This window comes from Paraflavisolibacter caeni (assembly GCF_025628885.1).
In the GTDB taxonomy this organism is placed as follows: Bacteria; Bacteroidota; Bacteroidia; order Chitinophagales; family Chitinophagaceae; genus Flavisolibacter; species Flavisolibacter caeni.
This window is the reverse complement of sequence record NZ_JAOTIF010000004.1, coordinates 135,244-155,417: the sequence shown is the minus strand read 5'-3', so window position 1 is coordinate 155,417 and position 20,174 is coordinate 135,244. Positions and strand designations below refer to the sequence as shown.

Here is a 20,174-nt window from a genome sequence, read left to right as displayed (position 1 = left end):
CCAGATCTTATTTTGTACCCTATGCATACTCATTAGATCTAAAATACTCAGAGAAATGTTCCAGTTGTTGCTTTATTAGAATTGATGATTGGCAGTCGTGTTGTATTGTTCCTAGGAAACAGACTTCTAATATTAAAAAGAATATTTTTTTCTTCAAAATAAATAAAAAATGAAGTTGGCAATAAGGAGTGTTTTTATTCTAAGTATTTTAATATCAACAATAGCATTAGCGCAGCAACCAGACTCATTGATCAAAAAATTGGACAGTGCACAATTAATGACAGATAGCGCAGGCGGGCAAACCAATGTGATCAACCGAAAAGCATATAACGAGAGGACGGAAATTCATTTTGACACTTATTTCATTCTATTAACCAGTAATTTTAAACAACAACTAACGGCGCCATTTCATTTAACCAAGAAAGATTGGATCAAGGTTGGAAAGTTTGGAGTGGTGTTAGTAGGCGTGGGTTTATTAGATGAATCCATTCAACGATTTGGCCAGAATTTACGAGACAATAATAAAGGAGTCAGAGTCATCAGCAACAGAGTTACCAATCTAGGAGCTCAATATGAGGGTATTACTTTGATTGCGTTAGGAACGTATGGATTTCTGTTTAAGAATGAAAAAATTCAAACTACAACTTTATTAGCAAGCCAAGCATATATAACCTCATCAGTAATGGAAAGCCTGCTCAAAGCAATAACCGGGAGGCAGCGCCCATCTTATTATGATCCCATAGCCAAAGAAGCAGAGCCTAGATTTCATGGGCCAATTCATAAGCCATTTAAAGATGTAAGCGGCAAAACCATCAGCAGTTCTTTTCCTTCCGGGCATGCTGCAGCCGCATTTGCAGCGGCAACTGTTTATGCTATGGAGTATAAGGACAGACCGCTCGTCCCTATCATTTCTTACACTACCGCTTCATTAATTGCTTTAAGTAGGATCACAGAAAACAGGCACTGGGCAACAGATATAGTAGCAGGTTCAACTATGGGATTTTTAATTGGACGGCAAGTGGTTAACAATTATCACCGGTACGCCAAGTTGCAGGAAGAGAAGAGAAAGAAAAACTCTGTTTCTTTTCAGCTTCAATACAATTTTGGACATTTAATGCCGGGAATAGTTTACACTTTTAAATAACACCAACAACAGTAAATTAAACATAAAGACAGAGTATTTTTGGGAATAAATGGTTTCAGCAATAAATTAATGTGGCTATTCCGTGCAGAAACAATGAATGAAGATTTATTTTTTTGAATTGGACCCTGAAAAGTCAGATTACAGGAAAGTAATCCTATCCCTCCTTCTAGCTGGTATTTTGTTTTATTCCCCTCTTTCATAGTAATATTTAAAATTGAGCTGAGCCTGCCACCATACTCGGCAGGAAAACCACCTTTGATCAATTGAACGTTATTGATTGCATTTACATTAAATGTGCTGAACAAGCCAAACAAGTGATAGGGATTATATACAGTAGCTTCATCTAATTGAACTAAGTTTTGATCCTGGTTGCCACCTCTAACATGAAAGCCGGCTGTCCCTTCATTTCCACCCTGCACGCCAGGTAACAGCTGAACAATTTTGAATATATCCCTTTCTCCAATAATGGCAGGCAAGTTCTTAATTGCTGTAATCGGCACGTCAATAACACCCATTTGTGCTCTTTGTATATTTTGGTCATTTTTTTCTGCAGTTACTACAACCTCTCCCAATGTTGTTGTGATGCTCTCTAATAAAACATCAATATGGGCATTTTCCTGCGATACTACTTTCTTTGCCTGGATATGATAACCTTGATAAGTGAAAAGCAATTCTATGGTATCTGACTTGGCAATTGTTAATGAATAAAAACCATAGAGATTGGTAAATATGCCTGTTTTTGTATGAGCATCGATGACAGAAGCTCCTATTAATGCTTCCTGCGAAGCTTTGTCCTTTACAAAACCGCTAATGGTAATTTTCTGTGCCACAATGTGTAGAAAAGACAAAGTGGTTGCTATTACAAACAGTATGGGTTTCATGAACAATAATTGTAGGGTTTACAACATTCCAGATGAATGCCTCGCGGCATACCTTGGGATTTATACTATTTGTAACTCCAATACATATTACCGGCATAAAAATTTCTAACTACTAAATGTTCACTCAATGGCTTTCAGAAATATTTCTTCTTTCTCTGTCTGGTTCATTTCTTTGATAACACCATAACCAGGAGCATAGTATTTATATTCTATAATATCTGGTTCCAGTCTAGTGAAGTTTTTGGTTTTGATGCAATCGTTGAAAGTACCAAGAGGGGTGGTAACAGTAATGCCTGTCTCCAGGACTTCCGCTTCATCTTCCGCATGATTCAAATAATATTCTTCCAGGTAAGAGATGCCTTTCTTTGGTTTGGCTAACATAATGATGCCTGGTTGTGCACCGTCCACACCAGCTTCCCAGGAACCTTCATGGTCTTTTAGTGTGCCATCCTCATTGTAATTGTTCACTTTTTCACCAAAATACCATAATGTGCCATCATTGTCCTGTGCATACCAGTCAGAGGCTTGTTCAGCAAGTTTGCCATCTACATATGCTTTGAAATCGACAATTACACAGGTAATATTGAGAATCTTTTTAGTAGTGTTTAGCCGTTGTTCTATTATTCTTTCCTGACCCTCCTCTGATTTTCCTTCAAATATGTACTTTTTCCCAGGCTCATATGGGGTCCAGGGATTGGTAATGTGGGTGCTGTTTGTAAATCTTTCCGGCCTTACATCCGGTTTATATTTGCCGTTTTGTGGTGGTTTAAAGTAGTCTTTTTTACATGAACCCAGCAGAAGCATTAAAATTGCTAAAATAAATGTTACTTGTTTCATGTTGCTAATATTTTAAGATGCAAAAACTAAAGAGCTATTCTGCAGAATTAGAAACATACCGAATGCTTAAAATCTATCAGATTTTAAGGAATAGATAAGAAGTAAATGAATTTTAGTTGGGTGAGTTGAAAAAAAGAGTTCTAAATATGGTAAGATTTCCTTTGTGGTTTAAAAATTTTGCTCTGGATAATTTTAGTACAATGAACATCAAAGCACACCTCTACAAAACAATTATCGAGTTTAAAAAGAACTATATAAAACTCATCAGTTTCATAGCTATCTAAGAATACACCATTTTTTAATAAATATCTATGTAGCTTATCTTTTTCCAGGGTATTAAACTCTTGCATCGTCATGGATAAATGGTTTTACAGATGCAAACAAAGCCAGTGCCAAAGCAGATCAATTAATATTAAGTTCTAGTAATATTATACAGATAGGATTGCTGTATTAAAAGCAAAATGAAAAGTAAAGTAAAGCAAAAAATAATCCCCCTTTATTCACATTTTAATAATTTTTCAATTCAAATGCTATTCAAAATTTAATATGAATAAATTTATTTATCATATCCATGCTTCCATAAGATATTATCTGAAACCCGTTAAAAATTTGTTCTAACTCACTTGATTATAATCTGTTAAATCAAGCATTCGGCAGGTATTTATACATCGGCCTTTTATTTAACGAAGGTTTTATTCATTGTCGACCCAATAATACTTTCAAAAAATCATTCATTCTGGCATGGTATTCCATATGTGAAAAAGGAATCCTGTTTTAATTAATTTGAAAATTGAACAGATGTAATAAATTCCTATGGATTACTGATGTACCCGCCGTTGCAACCCTATGTATCCCTATATAGTTCGACAACAGCGGTGTAGAGTTTTCATTCTCGCCGCTGTTTTTTTATATCAATTGACTAAATAGTAAGGTAACTATTTCACAATAAATTTATGCTGCAATTTACCCTTTGATGATTCCACCTGGATCAGATATACGCCTGGCCGCAGCGTCTTTTCTGTTGAAAGGAAAGTGCTTATACTACCTTGTGAATTGGTCATAAGGTGTTTCACTTCAACAAGCTGTCCACTAATATTTACCAGACTCATTTTTACATGTTCCTCCCTGCCAAGATTTAGAACCTCTATGCGAACTTCTTCACTCTTACCTGGGTTAGGGTACAACTTCAAATGACTAATTGTTTGACCTTCAGAAATTGTTGATGTAGTTGCAGCCTGATCCATCACAGTAAATCCTACTGTTAATGAAGTACCTGCAGTACCAGCGCCACCAGTAGATGTAAAAGGTGTAGCCTTTAGCGTATACGAGCCTGTGGCCGGAGTCCAGCCATAATAATCCCCGCTGTTGTTATCACCAAAGAGCGCATAAGGGGCTCGGCTTTCTGTAACATTTTTCGTCTGTGTGCCACTTAAGGCAAACACCACACTGCCTACGGTTGCTGGATTGGTATTAGCCCTAATATTCAGGTTTCGACTAGGCAGGGTCGCAAGGTTTAGCGTACTTCCATTGGTAAGTGTTTGAATAGGCTGCTCTGTATCGGCATTAATGAGAGTGAAAGTTGTTACCTGCTGGGTGGTTACCGCTCCTGGTGTTCCTTTATAGGTAGTTTTTGAATTCCATCCACCCGTGTAGTAAATGTTACCACCTAAATTACCAGCAACACCTCCAGCTATGGCTTTTGGAAAAGACGTAAGATTTTGCCAGGTATTCGTTGCAGGTGTATATGCAGATACCATATTAGAGAAAACAGTATGAGAAGTTTCACCTCCTATTACTAAAATTCTATTTCCTAATACAATCACTGCAGACGAAATATGGGCCCTGCCTGTAGTGCCACTAGGGACAGGCAAATCTGCTAACTTTGTCCAGGTGTTTGTTTCGGGATCATAGACATGTACATCTTTCTGTGGTACAGACGTATGATCGTTACCGTATTGCCCTCCTATAAAGTAAATTTTGCTCCCATAGACAGTTGAACCTGGATGGTTACGTGGGTTAGGAACTGGTGCTAATATCTTCCAGCCTGCGGCTATATTATCTAAATCAAGTACATAATGGTCACCAAGAGCAGTGGTTGTATTTGGGTTGCCTGGAAAACCGCCAACATGATGAAGTTTACCGTCCAGGTAATCCAACTGCCCAGATGCCAAAGCTTTTGGCAAATCAGGTAAGCGCACATAACGGTTTTCGGCAACTATATATTTCCAAACCTCTTTAGTTCCAAAAATTTGTCCTGTTCCCGCCAGATTGGATGTATAGCCACCAGAAAAGTATATATCATTTGCATCAGTTGTAAATCCTGCATGTGTAACACCTCCACGGTTAGTACCGTTCATTGGTGGCATTGAGGCAATACTCGCCCATGTATTTGTTACCGGATTATATACATAGGCACGATTCGTTGGAGTGTATTGTCCAAATTGCGTTATTTTATCATTGTCGAAGCCACTAAAAGTGTAAAGCTTACCGTTCACTACTTCTCCCTGAGACTCATAAACTGGAAATGGCTGGCTGGCAACAGTACCCCAGCCAATAGTAGTAAAGGTAGGCACAGTAGTTCCCATTGTGACATTTATTGCAACACTGGCCTGGTCTGAAAGACCGCCGTCATCAGTCGCCCGAACCGTTAAAGAATAGCTATCCTGAGCGTGGTAGCTTAAAAATTTCGAAACTGTTATCTCACCCGTTGCTGCATTGATGGAAAAAGCCCCATTGGTATTGCCCGACACTATGGAATAGCTGAGGGCATCCCCATTGGCATCACTGGCACTCACCGGCCCTACCACACTGCCCACAGCTGCATCATCCTGCAGTGAATAGCTGTAGCTGGTAGGGGAAAAGACCGGAGCCGTATTGCCGGCATTGGGCTGAGCGATATTAAAATCCTCAAAACTATAAGTTACGGCTGTGGTGGCATTGCGGTGGGTGGCAAAGATACCCGCATAGGCCGTACTGCTGGTCAGCCCCATCCCTGCAATCGATACAGTCTTGGTGCTGTAGGCCGCCCCCACATTCACATAACTGACCCCATCGGTGGAATAAAACCCTTCGGCCATATTGGCAGTGGGATCGACCACCAGGCGTAAGCGCACCGTCATGGTGTTCAGGTTGGTGATGGCCCCTGTAATCCTTTGGTCCGGGTTGGTGGTACCGCTCACCGTACTGGAGAGGTCATTGAGCTCGCGGCGCAACTCCACCTTGTTGGCAGAAACCGACAGCTTTACAAAGGTCTTGTCCCCCAGGCCAAACCACAGGCCGGCCTGCTGGCTTAAGGTGCCATTGAAGGGGTTGATGAGGGTGGTTTCCAGGCGCAATAGGCCCCGGCTGTCTACTTTGATCCCCAGGGCATTGATCTGGTTATTGTTGGTGAGGTAGGCAATGCCTTTGTTGGTAAGGACTTGCAGGCGGCCGCTGGCTAGGGTGAGCTGGGCGGCTTCATAGCCGGGCACACTGGCATTGGAGGGGCTACCATCCTGGGAGAGGCGGGTACCGCTGTAGGCATCTACCATGGTAAAGCCGGTGCCGGCTCCATTTTTATCGCTGATGGTTCCAGCCACAGAGCTGTTGAAGGACAGGCTCACTGGCAGGCTCACTTGCACACTGCCACAGGGCAAGGTGCTGATGGGCGGACAGTCCGTTTGTGCCTTAGCAGCCCCAAAGCTGTTCAACATAATCAGAACCACCAGTAACCAGGTTATTGGTAGGCGAAAAGATAGAGAAGGGTTAAAAAATGTAGAGCCCAATTTCATAGTCTTAGCATTTAAGAGTAAAAAAAACTTCTTCAGCAGTAAAAACTGAGTGTCAGTGATTAAAGCAAAAAGCAAGGGATAATGGAAGGTGTACATTCGAAGGATAAAGGAAAGCGTACTTCATGGATAGAGGATGGTATATTTTAAAGTTAAAGCTAAATATCAAAACAAATTATATATTATGAATATTTATTTTATCAAACTATGATTTATTATTTTTCCCATTAGCTCAACTTAGCACCAGTCTGCAACTGTAAACTATGTTCACCAACAGCTTAGAACTTTACCAAACTCCGACCTTGTTCCATGGGACCAGACCTGTATTCCCATTCACAAATACTTGCAAAGATTAATAACTTCTCCTCTATACACTATCAGCACTGACTCCTTTACGCTAGCCAAGTATGCTGCAAAAGTAATTTTCTAAATACCCAAAAAAAGATCAACTTATTAAATGGAAATAAAAACTGAATAACAATATTCTGCCCAATACTGCATATATCAAATGTTCACCATGACAGTCATAATGCGCCAATTGTAGCCAACGTAAATACCTTATTTAAATTCTCCAAAGTGCCAAAGGATTCCGGACGGGTCGTGAAGAAAACACTCCCTCCCCCAATCGTAAGTCCTAATAGGGGTTAGTATCACACTACTATATTTGGAAGTCAAGTCTAAAGCCAAAAGTTCTTTCCAAAAAAGACCGACATCTTCAACTTCCAAAAAAATCATTGAATTATCAATCCAATCCTGAACGTATGCATCTTGCAAATAAAACCCTAATCCATCCGTTTTAAAATATGACATGTTTTGGGTTAATATACTTTCCTGAAAACCTAAGTCCTGGTAAAAGCTCCGTGACAGTTCAAAATCCTTAGCCCCTATGAATGGCCGGATCGAAATTGCTTTATGCTTCATCGTTTTAGTTATTAAATTATTGAATGTTTTGAAGTATTGTTGGAGTGCATGTAAGAATGCAGCATCGGTAAGGTAAACAGGAAGGAAGTAGAATCTGAAATAAATAAAATTTTATAAATCTTCTTCTAAGCAAATCAGATCATCTTTGGTTTTCAAAATGCATTGAGAAAGATTCTTGTGCACCCCAATAATCTAATATTGTTTTGATCGTGTATTTGAGATCATGATAGTTATTAGGTTTTACAAAATAGCCTAGAATTGTTGTTTGGGAGTTTACTCTTTTAAAAACAGTTATATCGGTCGAAGTGGTTAAAAAGACAAAAGGTATCATTTTTTGCCGCAGGCTCTGGTCCTGATCAATGCAAATTTTAAACTCAAGACCATCCATCCTTGGCATTTTAAGGTCACTAATAATAATAAATGGCAGTTCCTTGGCCATTCTAAGGTATTCTACCCCTTCTTCACCATCTTTAAAAAAAATGATCTTATTCTTGAAACCAATTTCCCTTATTGCTTCTTCAATAAGCTCCTGATCATCTTCATCGTCTTCTAAAATAACTATAGGTCTGGAGTTCGCCATTGCTTTATTTAATAGATGATCTTTCAATTAAAACTTTACATTTTCCCATTATACTTTGGTACTGCAAGTTATTTATCTTTTTGATAATATTCTTTAAGGGTATGCGGGTAATGAATAATATGAATTTTAGAATGCTTATCAGTTGGAATTACCACCTGCCTGAATATTCACATAAAACTTCATTCTCATTGATAGTGAATATTTTAGGTAACTCACTAAGCAGTAATTAACCCTTTTTACTTATTTTTTGAAAAAACCGTCTTCAGGACATTTGCAATCCCGTAATCGTGTTAACATTTGCATCATTTTTACAGGCTTAACATATAGTCTTGTGATGATGAACCTTTTGTTTGAAAGCATTTATCCTCACAAACCAAAATGTACTGAATGGAGCAGTTTCCTTAGTAACTGATATAAAGCCTTGTTGCATAACCTATCAAAGAATGCCTTTCAGATCAAGTATTCAACCAGAAGAAATACTATGGAAACTATCACTATCATGATTGTTGATGACCATACTTTAATAAGAGAGGCATGGACCACCTATTTCAATACAAACCCTCTTTTTCATGTGATAGCAGAAGCAGGGAACGGAGAAGAAGCTATTGAACTTGTAAAGCAGCTTGATCCGGATGTCATCCTAATGGATATCAATCTCCCTGGCATGAATGGCATTGAGGCAACCGAACAGATCAGGAAAGCAGCTCCTTCAGCAAAAATCCTTGCCGTCTCTCTCCACACCCAACCTAGTTATGCCCGAAAAATAATGCAAAAAGGGGCTTTGGGATATGTAACCAAAAATTCATCTGTTAATGAAATGACCAGAGCAATTCTCACCATTCTTAATGGTCAGAAATACGTCTGTGGTGAAATTAAAAATAAGTTATCAGAACAGTTGATAACTGAAAAGGAAGGAAAAGCCGATTTTAATTCTTTATCGACCCGTGAGATGGAAATAATTAATTACCTTAAAAAAGGTTATTCTTCCAGGGAAATAGCATTCGCCTTAAACATTACAATTAAAACAGTGGAAGTACACCGTTACAACATTTTAAAAAAATTGAATCTTAAAAAGACTGCAGCCTTGGTCAATTATATAAATAATAAGATGGGAGTATGAATCAAATCTCATACACTCATGCAGTACTTTATTCTTTGTTGGTACATCAGAAATGAAAGAAATACTCCAGATAATAAGCCAAAAGCTTCCACTCTAAGACTTCTATAATCCATTCTAATTGAATTCTAATACCTTCCTAATGCGAACTTAACCATAGCGGTCTATTTTGCCATTTTTAAAATGTGATAATACTCATTTAATTATTTCAGGAAGCTGAAAACGTTAGATCCGGAAAATAAAGATGCAGACAAATACATTTCGATCCTGGAAAAAAGCGCTTCAACAAATAATGCAACCTCTGCAAAAAAAGGAACTTCCTCAGATGGCGGAAAGAATGATCTATAGTTCTATGAAAACATCAACCTTTGAAAAACCCAATTTCTTACTTTATGAAGATGACCTATGAAAAATAACCATTTAAATTAAAAGGATTTTCTTTTACAGTTAGTTTTGGTTGTTAAGCCCCTGTTTTTACAGGGGTTTATTATTCTTATCAATAATTTTAACTTAGATTCATAGATATTTTTAAGGAGTAAAAGGATCTAACAAGAATAAACTTGAACATATGAAGTCAGTGATCATTACGCTCTTCCTATTTAGTTTACTCACATGTAGTTGCGATATTCGAAAGAGAGAACAAATCCTTACCCAAAAAGAAAATGAGCTTAATCAAAAAGAACAGGAATTATTTTTAAAAGAAAATGCCCTGCAGTTAAAGGAAGAGGAATTACTCAGACGATCCCAAAGCCTGGATAGTTTACACATAAATGTACCTACCGACACCGTTTTTATTAATCCTGAATTTGTTGGTTTATGGACTGTACAAATGCATTGTATTGAAACATCCTGCCCAGGTTCCGCTGTGGGGGATGTTAAAACTGAACAGTGGGATATCTCTTACCAAAATAATGCAACAATTGCAAAAGTGATTGATGATGCGAAAGTTGTTCGCATTTACTCTGGCACTTCAACCAGTAACTCAATAGAAATGACCTTTCAGCAAAGCAACACGGAAACGAATAAGGTGACAAACATGATTGTAAGACTGGAACAAACAGCAAAAAAAAGGTTAGAAGGGCGCCGAGAAATAACGAGGGGACCAGAAAACTGCAAAATTATATATGCAGTGGAAATGGAGAAGCAATAAGTCTCTTTTAATTTCAATGGATTGTTATGTATTTACTATCAGATCTGGATTTTTCATTACCGTTTAAAAATCCAGTTATCATATTTTCTCTTGTATTATTTATCATACTGTTTGCACCTATTTTGCTCAACAAGATCAAGGTGCCACATATCATAGGCCTGATCGTAGCTGGAGTAATCGTTGGTCCTTATGGATTAAATCTTTTAAGTCGCGATAGCAGTATCGTTCTTTTTGGCACAGTAGGCCTCTTGTATATTATGTTCCTTGCCGGACTAGAGATCGACCTGACTGAGTTCAAAAAGAATCGGAACAAAATACTTTTTTTTGGCCTTGTCACCTTTCTCTTTCCATTGATTTTGGGTGCACTGGCCAGCTATTATTTATTAGGATATGGCATATTGTCTTCCATTCTCCTGGCCAGTATGTTTTCAACTCATACATTGGTATCCTATCCAATTGCCAGCAGGTATGGTGTTGCTCGCAACAGAGCAGTCACACTTACCATAGGCGGCACCATGATCACAGATATATTAGCTTTACTGATATTAGCGGCCATAGTAGGAATGACAAAAGAAGAAGTGACAAATACATTTTGGATAAAACTGGGCGTCTCCTCCGTAATATTTGTTGCCATCGTGTTTTTTGGTTTTCCCTTTATAATCCGTTGGTTTTTCAAGCAGTTTGAAGACAGTGTTTCTCAATACATTTTCGTACTTGCTATTGTCTTTATGTCATCATTTCTTGCTGAAGTAGCTGGTATAGAAGCGATCATAGGAGCTTTTTTCTCCGGGCTGGTTCTCAACAAGTTCATTCCTCACTCCTCTCCTTTGATGAACCGGATTGATTTTGTGGGCAATGCATTGTTTATTCCCTTCTTTCTGATCAGTGTTGGTATGCTGGTTGACGTTTCGGTACTGGTTAAGGGCTTTGGAGCTTTGAAGGTAGCAGGAGTAATTGTTGTTGTTGCTGTGGCTACAAAATACCTGGCAGCAGTACTTACTGCAAAGCTTTTTAATCTTAGTAAAGATGAAGGCAAAATGATCTTTGGATTAAGTACTTCACATGCGGCAGCTACCCTCGCTATCATATTAGTCGGTTACAATACTATCATTGGTGAAACAGGAAATGGTGAACCGATAAGACTGTTAAGCGAAGATGTACTGAACGGTACCATCCTCCTAATCTTAGTGAGTTGTGCCATCAGTTCATTTGTTGTAGAGAAAGCATCCCGTAACCTGGCCTTGCAGGAAGAAAGCGGTGAGCTGGAAGAGAAATCTACTGATCAAAAGATCATGATTTCCCTAGCTTATCCGGAAACTGTAACCGAATTGGTGGACCTGGGACTAATGTTGAAGCCTAAAAAGAGCGATATTTCCATTTATGCTTTACACATCATTAGCGATGAAACTGACCCTGATAAAGCAAATGCCACTGGTAGGAAAATGATGGAAAAAGCAGTAATGCATGCAGCAGCAACAGAGAGTACCATCATTCCGCTCACCAGATTTGATATGAACATCAGCAATGGGATCATTTACTCAATCAAGGAACAAAACATCACCGACGTTTTAATAGGCCTGCACCAGCATGCAGACCAAAAATACTTCCTGGGACCAACAACAGAGCGTATTCTGAAAGGAACCATGGAAACGCTTTATATCTATAAATCTGCTCAACCGTTCAATACCTTAAAGCGCATGATTGTCGTGGTTCCGCCAAGAGCAGAATTTGAGCCAGGCTTTGTTCACTGGAATAACAAATTGTTTGGCATTGCGAAAGAAGCAGGTTTGTCAATCGTATTTTATGCTCATCCGGCCACTCTGAAAGAATTGGATAGCCAATTCCACCGGAGCGGACGTCCAATCAAAGCCACTTTCATTCAGTTTAGCAATTGGGACGACTTCCTGATTTTAGGACGCGAAGTAAAACAAAATGACCTTTTCGTAATTATATCATCCCGAAAGGGACACGTCTCCTATATTTCCCAACTGGAAAAGCTTCCCTATTTTCTGACAAGTTACTTTGATACATCCAGTTTTATCATTCTATATCCAAAACAACTCGAAGTAGGTCTCAATTTGGAGGATATCGAACAGGCAGACAGTACTTTATTGGAAACGATTTCTGACAAAATAAGTGTAGTAAATAGAGCTGGTAGCTTACTGAAAAAACTCCTGAATAAAAAAGGAAGGTAAAAGTCAATAAAATCCTATCTTCTCGCCTGAATTTGAATGCCATTTGAAAAATTGGATTTTAATAATCCGTTTTCCGAACCTAAAATTGAACTATGAACGTGAAACATTTCAAACCCTATCAAAAACAGCATATTCTTAACCTGACCAAATTGAGGAAATTTGAAACAAAAATGGGCGAAACCGTGCAAACCTTGTCCAGTGGCCTTGCCTTACCTGAAGCACTGGAGCAAATTTCCGCCCGTTTTGTCATCATTGGCATACCTGAAGACATAGGTGTGCTCGCTAATGAGGGTTCTGCAGGCACCAGTAGCTGCTGGGAACATTTTTTGACCTATTTCTTAAACATTCAAAGCAATGACTTTTTAGAAGGTGACAATATAGCCATCCTGGGCAACTTCGACTTCTCTGACCTTAAAGAGCTCATTGATAAAAATGCACAAGACTCTTCTGAAAGAATTGAAGCTTACAGGCATGCAGTAAACACCATAGATGAAGAAGTGGAACTATTGGTTAAGGCCATTGTCGCGCATGATAAAATACCTGTTATCATCGGAGGCGGTCACAACAATGCCTATCCATTGATCAAAGGTGCTGCCAAAGGTTTGAACAAGCTGCAATACATACCGATTCCGCAAATCAATTGTATTAACCTGGATGCCCATAGTGACTACCGCCCTACGGAAGGCCGTCACAGCGGCAATGCTTTCCGCTACGCTGAAGAAGATGGCTTTCTGCAAAAGTACTGTGCGTTAGGCATACACGAAAACTATCTGCCTCAAAATGTATGGGTCGACCTGGTGAATAATCCATTTATGGATTGCATCACTTACGAAGACATCTTTATACATGAAAAAAGAACATTCCGGCAGGCTGTTTCCCATGCAATAGAATTTACAGGAGATAATTTTACAGGTATTGAATTGGATCTGGATTCCATAGAAAATGTATTAAGCAGCGCATATACCCCATGCGGTATCACTCCTTTACATGCAAGGCAATACATTAATCTTTGTGCTGTTAATGCAAAAGCATGTTACCTGCATATCTGTGAAGGTGCAACAAGGATCAATGGTAGAACAGATGAAGGAACAGGAAAGCTGGTGAGCTACCTTGTTAGTGATTTTATCAAAATGCTTGCGTAAACTGGGAAAGAAGAGTGATTCATTACTGATTATTGATAATTAGGTTATGATTGTATCTAACCTCATAACTTTTTAGTTTTCAATAATCAGTAATGGATACTAAATGATTAGTAATCAGTAAATAATACTTCACCATTCTGCATTCCTTTATGGGGCAGTTCCAGTCTTCCTTCCTTATAAGCGATCTCCAAATTTTCCACAATCTTTTTAGCTTCAGAATTCTTATTTTGTTTTTCTAATGACAGCCTAAGCCCATTCAGAGCCCACACATTCTGATCGTTAACATGTAAATCATTCCGGAATATTTCTTCAGCTTTTTCCCATTGCCCGGCAGCCAGGTATGCCATGCCTGCATATTGCTTTGGATTCAGGATCCAGTCCCTTGGTTCATTATAAACCATATTTTCTTCAGCCTTTACGGCCTTATCAAAGAAAGAGTTCGCTTCAGTATATTTCTTTTCTTTCAAAGCAATTGAGCCTTGCAATATATTCCCGGCTACCACAGCCCCATCGTAAGCAGAAGAAAACGCACCAAAGGGTATTTTCAGTGACGAATCCTTCATCAATTGTTGAAGCCGGCTGAACTCATGATGAGCATCCTGGAGTTTATTCTGCCCGGCAAATGCCATTCCCCTGGCAAATGAATGTAAGATCATGGCATAAAGATGGCTTTCCTTGGGTTGAGGTAATTGCAATATATTTTCCCACTTTCCAAAATGCACATCCAATAAAACAGGTGTCATATAAATATATTGGACAGCCGCACCCATAGGCGCATCCAGGGATAAATAAGAAGTATCAATTCCCTGTCGGAGTTCTTCTGCTGCTTTCTTCGCATATTCATACCTGCCAGCCAGTAATGCACAATTCACCTGCATGTGCCGGTTATGCAATAGATAAATAAAAATATTTTCCTGTACAGCAGGAAACAAGCTACTGTACTTTTGGAATTGTGCAATGGCCTCTTCATTGATTTGACTTCCTTTTTTAAAATTGCCTGTACGCAAGTAAATGTGTGAAGGCATGTGTACCATGTGCGCAAGGCCAGGAGTCAGGGAACCTAGACGATCTGCACTAGGTAATGCCTTGGCCGCTTCTGGAGAAGCTTCCATCACATGGATATAATAATGATTAGCCCCGGGATGCTCGGGATTTTTTCGCAAAACCCCTTCTAACACACTTCGGATCACAGGCGTCCATGTTTTTGGCTTTCCATTGTTAAACCACAGATCCCAAGGATGTTGCAGCATCATAGCATCAGCATACAAGGTAGCTACATCTATATTGTTTTGATATTGCCGAAATGCCTTTTGCATGCCATCGACATAAGCCTGGTTCAACTTTTCTCTTGATATCGTTGAATCTTCACTATAACGGGTTGTCATTGCTTCTATCAGGAGTTGCTCAAAAGGCTGGACATTTTGCATTAATTCTTTTGCCTTCAGGGCAGCGTTATATGCTTCTACGTTGGCTTTGTACCCAACATCATTAATATTAGGTCCATAAGCCAAAGCCTGTGCCCACCACAACATTGGATTTTGGGGATCGAACTTTGCAGCTTTTTGAAATGATGCCAGGGCTTCAATAATGTGAAAACCATAGTACATATTGATACCCTGGTTAAAATAAAACTGCGCACTATCATTAGTTGTCCTTAGTTTCCAATGATATTTGCCGGCACCCGGCATTGGTGGTATATCTGCATCCTCTAAAATCGTATTCACGTAATCCCAGTCAGGCGAACAGCGAACTATATTTCTGGCTTTAAAAGAATTGAGATCAGTATTTATAGCCTTTTGGTTGGAAATGAAAGAGATAGCAATCAAGGCAGCTAGTACAATTGCGCCAAATAGAAACAGTCGTTTCATGGTTGAGGGGTTTTTGTAATATAAGATACAAAATCCTTTTGCCATTTTTCGCTCCAATTTTGGTCTCCCTATATTTGCGCCACCAAAAAGCAAGCGTTATGCAGATTTTAATGAGATCCTTTATCCTATGTGGTTTATTATCAGGCATTTCTACTTATGCGCAAGAAGCTGAAGTAGAGCTGGACCCCGTAACGATAACTGCTTCTATCAATCCAATCAAAGTTTCCAAAACAGGCAGAAACATTGTAATCCTTAAAGGTGAGCAGTTTTCTAAACTCCCTGTTCATTCAATAGATGAATTGCTCCGATATATTCCTGGGGTTGAGATCCAGGCCCGTGGTCCTCAAGGCTCTCAAAGTGATATTGTATTACGCGGGGGCACTTTCCAACAGGTATTGGTAGTCATTGATGGTATTCGCCTGAACGATCCCAATACCGGCCACTTTACTTCTTATATTCCCATCGCTCCATCAGAAATTGAACGCATCGAAGTCCTGAAAGGCGCCTCATCAGCTATCTATGGTTCCGAAGCTGTGGGTGGTGTGATCCATATCATTACCAAATCATTTGCAGCAGCACAAAAGACTAAGAAAGAAGCGACAGCCCAGGTTACAGCAGGGGAATACAAATTATTAAATGCAAATGCAGGCGCATTTTACAGTAATGGCAAAACAGCCGTGAGCGGTGGCATTCTTTCCAATAATTCTGATGGTCAACCACAAAGAGGTACCAAGGGTTTCTTTCACAACAATACTGTTTCTGTATCTGCAAACCACCTGATCAATCAAAACTGGCAACTTGGCCTACGCAGTTCTTACGACAGCAGGGATTTTGCGGCACAAAATTTCTACACCCGTTTTGCATCAGATACGGCTTCAGAAAAAGTACAGACATTCTGGAATCAAATGCGCCTGGCTTATAGTAAAAATAGCGATAAACTTTCTTTAAGCCTTGGATATAAAGGTGTTGAGGATGAATACCTCTTCAGACCTGGTACAACGCCAAACAATAGTAAGTCGAAACTGTTACAGGCATTGCTGGTACATGAACATCAATTTGGCTCTCAAACTTCTTTAGTAAGTGGTGCCCAGTTTCAAAATAAGAATATTAAATCCAACGACAGGGGAAATCATACAGTGAAACAGGTTGCAGGCTTTGTGGCATTGAACCAATCTATAGGTCAAAACTTCACCATGAACCCGGCCTTGCGTTTAGATTGGGATGAACGTGGTGGAACAGAATGGGTACCACAAATGAACCTGTCCTACAGAATCCACAAATTACAATTAAGAGGAAGTGCTGGCAAAACCATACGTCAGGCAGATTTCACAGAAAGATATAATAATTACAACAAGCCAGTTGTAATAAGCGGAAGCATTGGTAACCCCGACCTTACAGCAGAAACTTCTTTTTCATATGAACTGGGTGCTGACCTGTTGGCAACTGACCATCTCAAATTTTCTGCATCCTGGTTTCAACGTAACCAGGATGATTTGATTGATTATGTAACAACTCCTTACAGTGAAATGCCTCGTAAAACTAACCTGGTTCCAAACGGAATCTATGCTTTGGCAAAGAATATTTCTGAAGTAACGACAAAAGGATTTGAAACAGACATTCAATTCAGTAAACCTTTATCAGCCAATGAATCAATTTATTCAACTGTTGGCTTAATTTGGCTGGATTCGAAAAGCAGTGAGGCTACCCCTTCTTTCTATATTTCCTCTCATGCATCTTTCTTAGCTAATTACAACTTCATTTATACAATTGACAGGTTTAGTTTTGGTATCAATGGAATTTATAAAAAGAGGCAACCGCAAACATTACCAGCCATTCATGCTAATGTGACAAGTGATTATTTTGTAGCAAACATCAAAGCTGATGCATCAATTCTGAAAAATAAATTGAGTGTCTTTGTTGAAGTAGATAATCTTTTCGATCGAAACTATAGTGACCTACTAGGATCTCAAATGCCCGGCCGCTGGTTCATGGGTGGGTTGAAAGTAGCGTTCTCTAAATAAAACCTTAGTTAGTTAAAAAGGGATACGGCTGCTGATTATAGCAGTTGTATCCCTTTTTCTTTTGCCTATATTTCAACGTTTCCTTTTTAGTCGTAAATTTCTTTTTGAACCCTAAACTATTTCTCATGCAAAATATTCTGCATCAATTAGGTATTCAAGCAATCAATTCGGGCACTTCCACTGGTACCTGGTGGGAAGAGGAAAAAGGAGAATTTATTGAATCCTTTTCTCCTGTAGATGGGAAAAAAATAGCTACTGTCTTCTGCACTAGTCATGCAGCTTACAACCTGATTATCAATAAGGCAGAGCAGGCATTTAAAGAATGGCGACTCTGGCCAGCGCCTAGGAGAGGCGAAGTAATACGCCAAGTGGGTGAGGCACTTCGCAAAAATAAAGATGAACTAGGCAGGCTGGTTTCTTATGAAATGGGCAAAAGTTTACAGGAAGGCTGGGGCGAAGTACAGGAAATGATCGATATCTGTGATTTTTCCGTTGGTCTGTCCAGGCAATTGCACGGCCTTACTATGCACAGCGAAAGACCTGGTCACAGGATGTATGAGCAATGGCATCCATTAGGCATCGTAGGTATTATTTCAGCTTTCAACTTCCCTGTTGCCGTATGGAGTTGGAATACAATGTTAGCCTGGGTATGTGGCAACGTTACTATTTGGAAGCCATCAGAAAAAACTCCTCTATGTGCAGTGGCATGCCAAAAGATTGTGGCTGATGTTTTTCAAAAGAATGGGTTACCAGAAGGTGTAAGCAATCTGATTACAGGAGATAAAGTTTTAGGAGAAAAGATCGCAAGTGATACGCATGTTCCACTGGTTTCCGCTACGGGCTCTACCCGGATGGGCAAATCTGTTGGTGCAGCCGTAGGTGGACGACTAGGGAGATCGTTGCTGGAATTGGGTGGAAACAATGCCATCATCATTACGCCAGACGCTGATTTAAATATTGCAATCAGGGCAGCTATTTTTGGTGCAGTAGGTACAGCAGGGCAAAGATGCACCTCTACCCGCCGGCTGATCATACATGAAGATATATTCGAAACAGTCAAGGACAGATTGGTCGCTGCTTATAGCCAGCTACAGATCGGCAATCCTTTGGATGAGGCCAATCATGTAGGTCCTTTAATAGACAAGTCCGCGGTGGAACAATATCAACATGCTCTTGAGCAGTGCCGGAAGGAAGGAGGAATATTCATTATAGAAGGCAAAGTATTGGAAGGCGACCGCTTTGAAAGTGGCTGCTACGTGAAACCTTGCATCGTTGCAGTGAAGCCAGACTCCCAAATTGTGCAGCAGGAAACATTTGCACCCATATTATACCTGATTACTTATAGGGATTTTGAAGAGGCTATTGCTATTCAAAACAGTGTGCCACAAGGCCTGTCTTCTGCTATCATGACCCTGAACCTGCGCGAGGCAGAGCAATTCTTATCCGTTACAGGAAGTGACTGTGGCATTGCTAATGTGAATATCGGGACATCAGGAGCAGAGATTGGTGGTGCGTTCGGTGGGGAAAAAGAAACTGGCGGCGGCAGGGAAAGTGGCAGCGATGCCTGGAAAAATTACATGCGCAGACAAACGAATACCATCAATTATTCATCTATTCTACCACTTGCTCAAGGTATTAAATTTGAAATTTAATTTATCAGTATCCCTTTACCACCTGATAATTGTCAGCTTTTAACCATATGAAATAAACGATTACAGAATTTATATGACATTTTATTGAATTATGTATACTTTGGCGATCTGTTTAGATTTGTAACAGGAATGATTTACTACTTATGAGGAAAATCCTATTCTTTTTTTGTACCCTATTATTCTTCATTCAGGCAGAGGCTCAGCAACGCATTAGCCTGGCTGGAGGTATTCACTCATCTTCTGTATCTCCTTATTGGAAATTACAACCTGGGGCATCCAGCCAGTTAATGCAGGCAAAAGGAGGTTTTCATTTAGGGCTTATTGCTGATTTACCCATTCCGAACCTGGGGGGATGGTACTTTCAACCTGGAGTCATTTATAATAATAAAGGCGCCAAACAGCAACAAGCTTTTGACCCTTATCTTTCAAAACTTTCTTACTATAGTTACACTCAAAACATTACCTATTTTGATGTGCCTTTAAACATGGTGCTCAAGTTTCAATCACAGACTAACACCAGGTTTATCATGGGTGGCGGACCTTATATATCTTTTCATTATGCTGGTAGTGAATCCTACAATGCGCTTGATACTTTAGGAGAATTGAAATATGATATGAATAAGGACTTAAAAGTTGGTAATGGAGATGGCGAATTCAGGGTTTTACATTGGGGACTTAACATTCTGGCAGGTTTAGAATTTAAAAATGGTTTTCTGACTGCTCAATACAGCAAAGCATTGACACCTTATTATAGCCAGGGTGAAAACAAGTATAAATATGGTACTATTGGCATAACTCTTGGCTTTTACTTAAGTGGACCAAAGGCAGAAAACAGGAATGCAAAGGATAATATTTATTATTGCCCCAAATGGTGGTAACAACAAACGCCTAATCTCTAT

14 protein-coding genes are annotated in these 20,174 nt (G+C 39.5%); 8 read left to right on the top strand and 6 right to left on the bottom strand.

Going from position 1 to position 20,174, the window contains the following annotated elements; translation table 11 throughout:
• Positions 1-169: 169 nt before the first annotated feature.
• Positions 170-1,144, top strand: a complete 975-nt coding sequence (locus tag OCK74_RS08290) for a phosphatase PAP2 family protein (protein ID WP_279296553.1) — start codon at positions 170-172, stop codon at positions 1,142-1,144.
• Here the strand turns inward: OCK74_RS08290 and OCK74_RS08285 are convergent.
• The 5 genes from OCK74_RS08285 to OCK74_RS08265 form a co-directional block, all read right to left on the bottom strand.
• Positions 1,129-2,025, bottom strand: coding sequence for a TonB-dependent receptor (locus tag OCK74_RS08285; protein ID WP_279296552.1), 897 nt, complete (start codon positions 2,023-2,025; stop codon positions 1,129-1,131). The genes OCK74_RS08290 and OCK74_RS08285 overlap by 16 nt on opposite strands.
• A 120-nt stretch (positions 2,026-2,145) precedes the next feature.
• Positions 2,146-2,862: a hypothetical protein gene (locus OCK74_RS08280; RefSeq protein WP_279296551.1), complete on the bottom strand. Its 717-nt coding sequence runs from the start codon at positions 2,860-2,862 to the stop codon at positions 2,146-2,148.
• 935 nt (positions 2,863-3,797) lie between these two features.
• Entirely contained in the window at positions 3,798-6,566 is a 2,769-nt protein-coding gene (locus tag OCK74_RS08275) for a Kelch repeat-containing protein (protein ID WP_279296550.1), read from the bottom strand.
• 621 nt (positions 6,567-7,187) lie between these two features.
• Positions 7,188-7,550, bottom strand: coding sequence for a VOC family protein (locus OCK74_RS08270; protein ID WP_279296549.1), 363 nt, complete (start codon positions 7,548-7,550; stop codon positions 7,188-7,190).
• 139 nt (positions 7,551-7,689) lie between these two features.
• Positions 7,690-8,157 carry a response regulator gene (locus OCK74_RS08265; protein WP_279296548.1) on the bottom strand — a complete coding sequence of 156 codons (468 nt, stop codon included), beginning with the start codon at positions 8,155-8,157 and terminating at the stop codon, positions 7,690-7,692.
• 454 nt (positions 8,158-8,611) lie between these two features.
• Between OCK74_RS08265 and OCK74_RS08260 the strand changes: the two genes are divergently transcribed.
• From OCK74_RS08260 to OCK74_RS08245, 4 genes are all read left to right on the top strand, one after another.
• Complete coding sequence (locus OCK74_RS08260) at positions 8,612-9,250, top strand: response regulator transcription factor (protein WP_279296547.1); 639 nt, start codon at positions 8,612-8,614, stop codon at positions 9,248-9,250.
• A 565-nt stretch (positions 9,251-9,815) separates the two neighbouring features.
• Complete coding sequence (locus OCK74_RS08255; RefSeq protein ID WP_279296546.1) at positions 9,816-10,397, top strand: hypothetical protein; 582 nt, start codon at positions 9,816-9,818, stop codon at positions 10,395-10,397.
• Positions 10,398-10,423: 26 nt separating this feature from the next.
• On the top strand, positions 10,424-12,592 hold the full coding sequence (locus OCK74_RS08250) for a cation:proton antiporter (protein WP_279296545.1): 2,169 nt from the start codon (positions 10,424-10,426) through the stop codon (positions 12,590-12,592).
• Between the two features lie 92 nt (positions 12,593-12,684).
• Positions 12,685-13,734 (top strand): formimidoylglutamase, encoded by a 1,050-nt coding sequence (locus tag OCK74_RS08245; protein ID WP_279296544.1) that lies wholly within the window; start codon positions 12,685-12,687, stop codon positions 13,732-13,734.
• Positions 13,735-13,841: 107 nt separating this feature from the next.
• On the opposite strand, the gene OCK74_RS08240 is transcribed toward OCK74_RS08245, so the two are convergent.
• Positions 13,842-15,602: a tetratricopeptide repeat protein gene (locus tag OCK74_RS08240; protein ID WP_279296543.1), complete on the bottom strand. Its 1,761-nt coding sequence runs from the start codon at positions 15,600-15,602 to the stop codon at positions 13,842-13,844.
• Positions 15,603-15,700: 98 nt separating this feature from the next.
• Between OCK74_RS08240 and OCK74_RS08235 the strand changes: the two genes are divergently transcribed.
• From OCK74_RS08235 to OCK74_RS08225, 3 genes are all read left to right on the top strand, one after another.
• A complete protein-coding gene (locus OCK74_RS08235) occupies positions 15,701-17,623 on the top strand; it encodes a TonB-dependent receptor plug domain-containing protein (RefSeq protein WP_279296542.1) in 1,923 nt (640 codons plus the stop codon).
• A 125-nt stretch (positions 17,624-17,748) separates the two neighbouring features.
• A complete protein-coding gene (amaB, locus tag OCK74_RS08230; RefSeq protein ID WP_279296541.1) occupies positions 17,749-19,275 on the top strand; it encodes an L-piperidine-6-carboxylate dehydrogenase in 1,527 nt (508 codons plus the stop codon).
• A 143-nt stretch (positions 19,276-19,418) separates the two neighbouring features.
• A complete protein-coding gene (locus OCK74_RS08225) occupies positions 19,419-20,153 on the top strand; it encodes a porin family protein (RefSeq protein WP_279296540.1) in 735 nt (244 codons plus the stop codon).
• Positions 20,154-20,174: the final 21 nt, after the last annotated feature.

Excerpts from the sequence above, each read along its gene's own strand:
- OCK74_RS08290 (WP_279296553.1), top strand. The coding sequence starts at position 170 with ATGAAGTTGGCAATAAGGAGTGTTTTTATTCTAAGTATTTTAATATCA.
- OCK74_RS08285 (WP_279296552.1), bottom strand. The coding sequence starts at position 2,025 with ATGAAACCCATACTGTTTGTAATAGCAACCACTTTGTCTTTTCTACAC.
- OCK74_RS08280 (WP_279296551.1), bottom strand. The coding sequence starts at position 2,862 with ATGAAACAAGTAACATTTATTTTAGCAATTTTAATGCTTCTGCTGGGT.
- OCK74_RS08270 (WP_279296549.1), bottom strand. The coding sequence starts at position 7,550 with ATGAAGCATAAAGCAATTTCGATCCGGCCATTCATAGGGGCTAAGGAT.
- OCK74_RS08260 (WP_279296547.1), top strand. The coding sequence starts at position 8,612 with ATGGAAACTATCACTATCATGATTGTTGATGACCATACTTTAATAAGA.
- OCK74_RS08255 (WP_279296546.1), top strand. The coding sequence starts at position 9,816 with ATGAAGTCAGTGATCATTACGCTCTTCCTATTTAGTTTACTCACATGT.
- OCK74_RS08250 (WP_279296545.1), top strand. The coding sequence starts at position 10,424 with ATGTATTTACTATCAGATCTGGATTTTTCATTACCGTTTAAAAATCCA.
- OCK74_RS08245 (WP_279296544.1), top strand. The coding sequence starts at position 12,685 with ATGAACGTGAAACATTTCAAACCCTATCAAAAACAGCATATTCTTAAC.
- OCK74_RS08240 (WP_279296543.1), bottom strand. The coding sequence starts at position 15,602 with ATGAAACGACTGTTTCTATTTGGCGCAATTGTACTAGCTGCCTTGATT.
- OCK74_RS08235 (WP_279296542.1), top strand. The coding sequence starts at position 15,701 with ATGCAGATTTTAATGAGATCCTTTATCCTATGTGGTTTATTATCAGGC.
- amaB (WP_279296541.1), top strand. The coding sequence starts at position 17,749 with ATGCAAAATATTCTGCATCAATTAGGTATTCAAGCAATCAATTCGGGC.
- OCK74_RS08225 (WP_279296540.1), top strand. The coding sequence starts at position 19,419 with ATGAGGAAAATCCTATTCTTTTTTTGTACCCTATTATTCTTCATTCAG.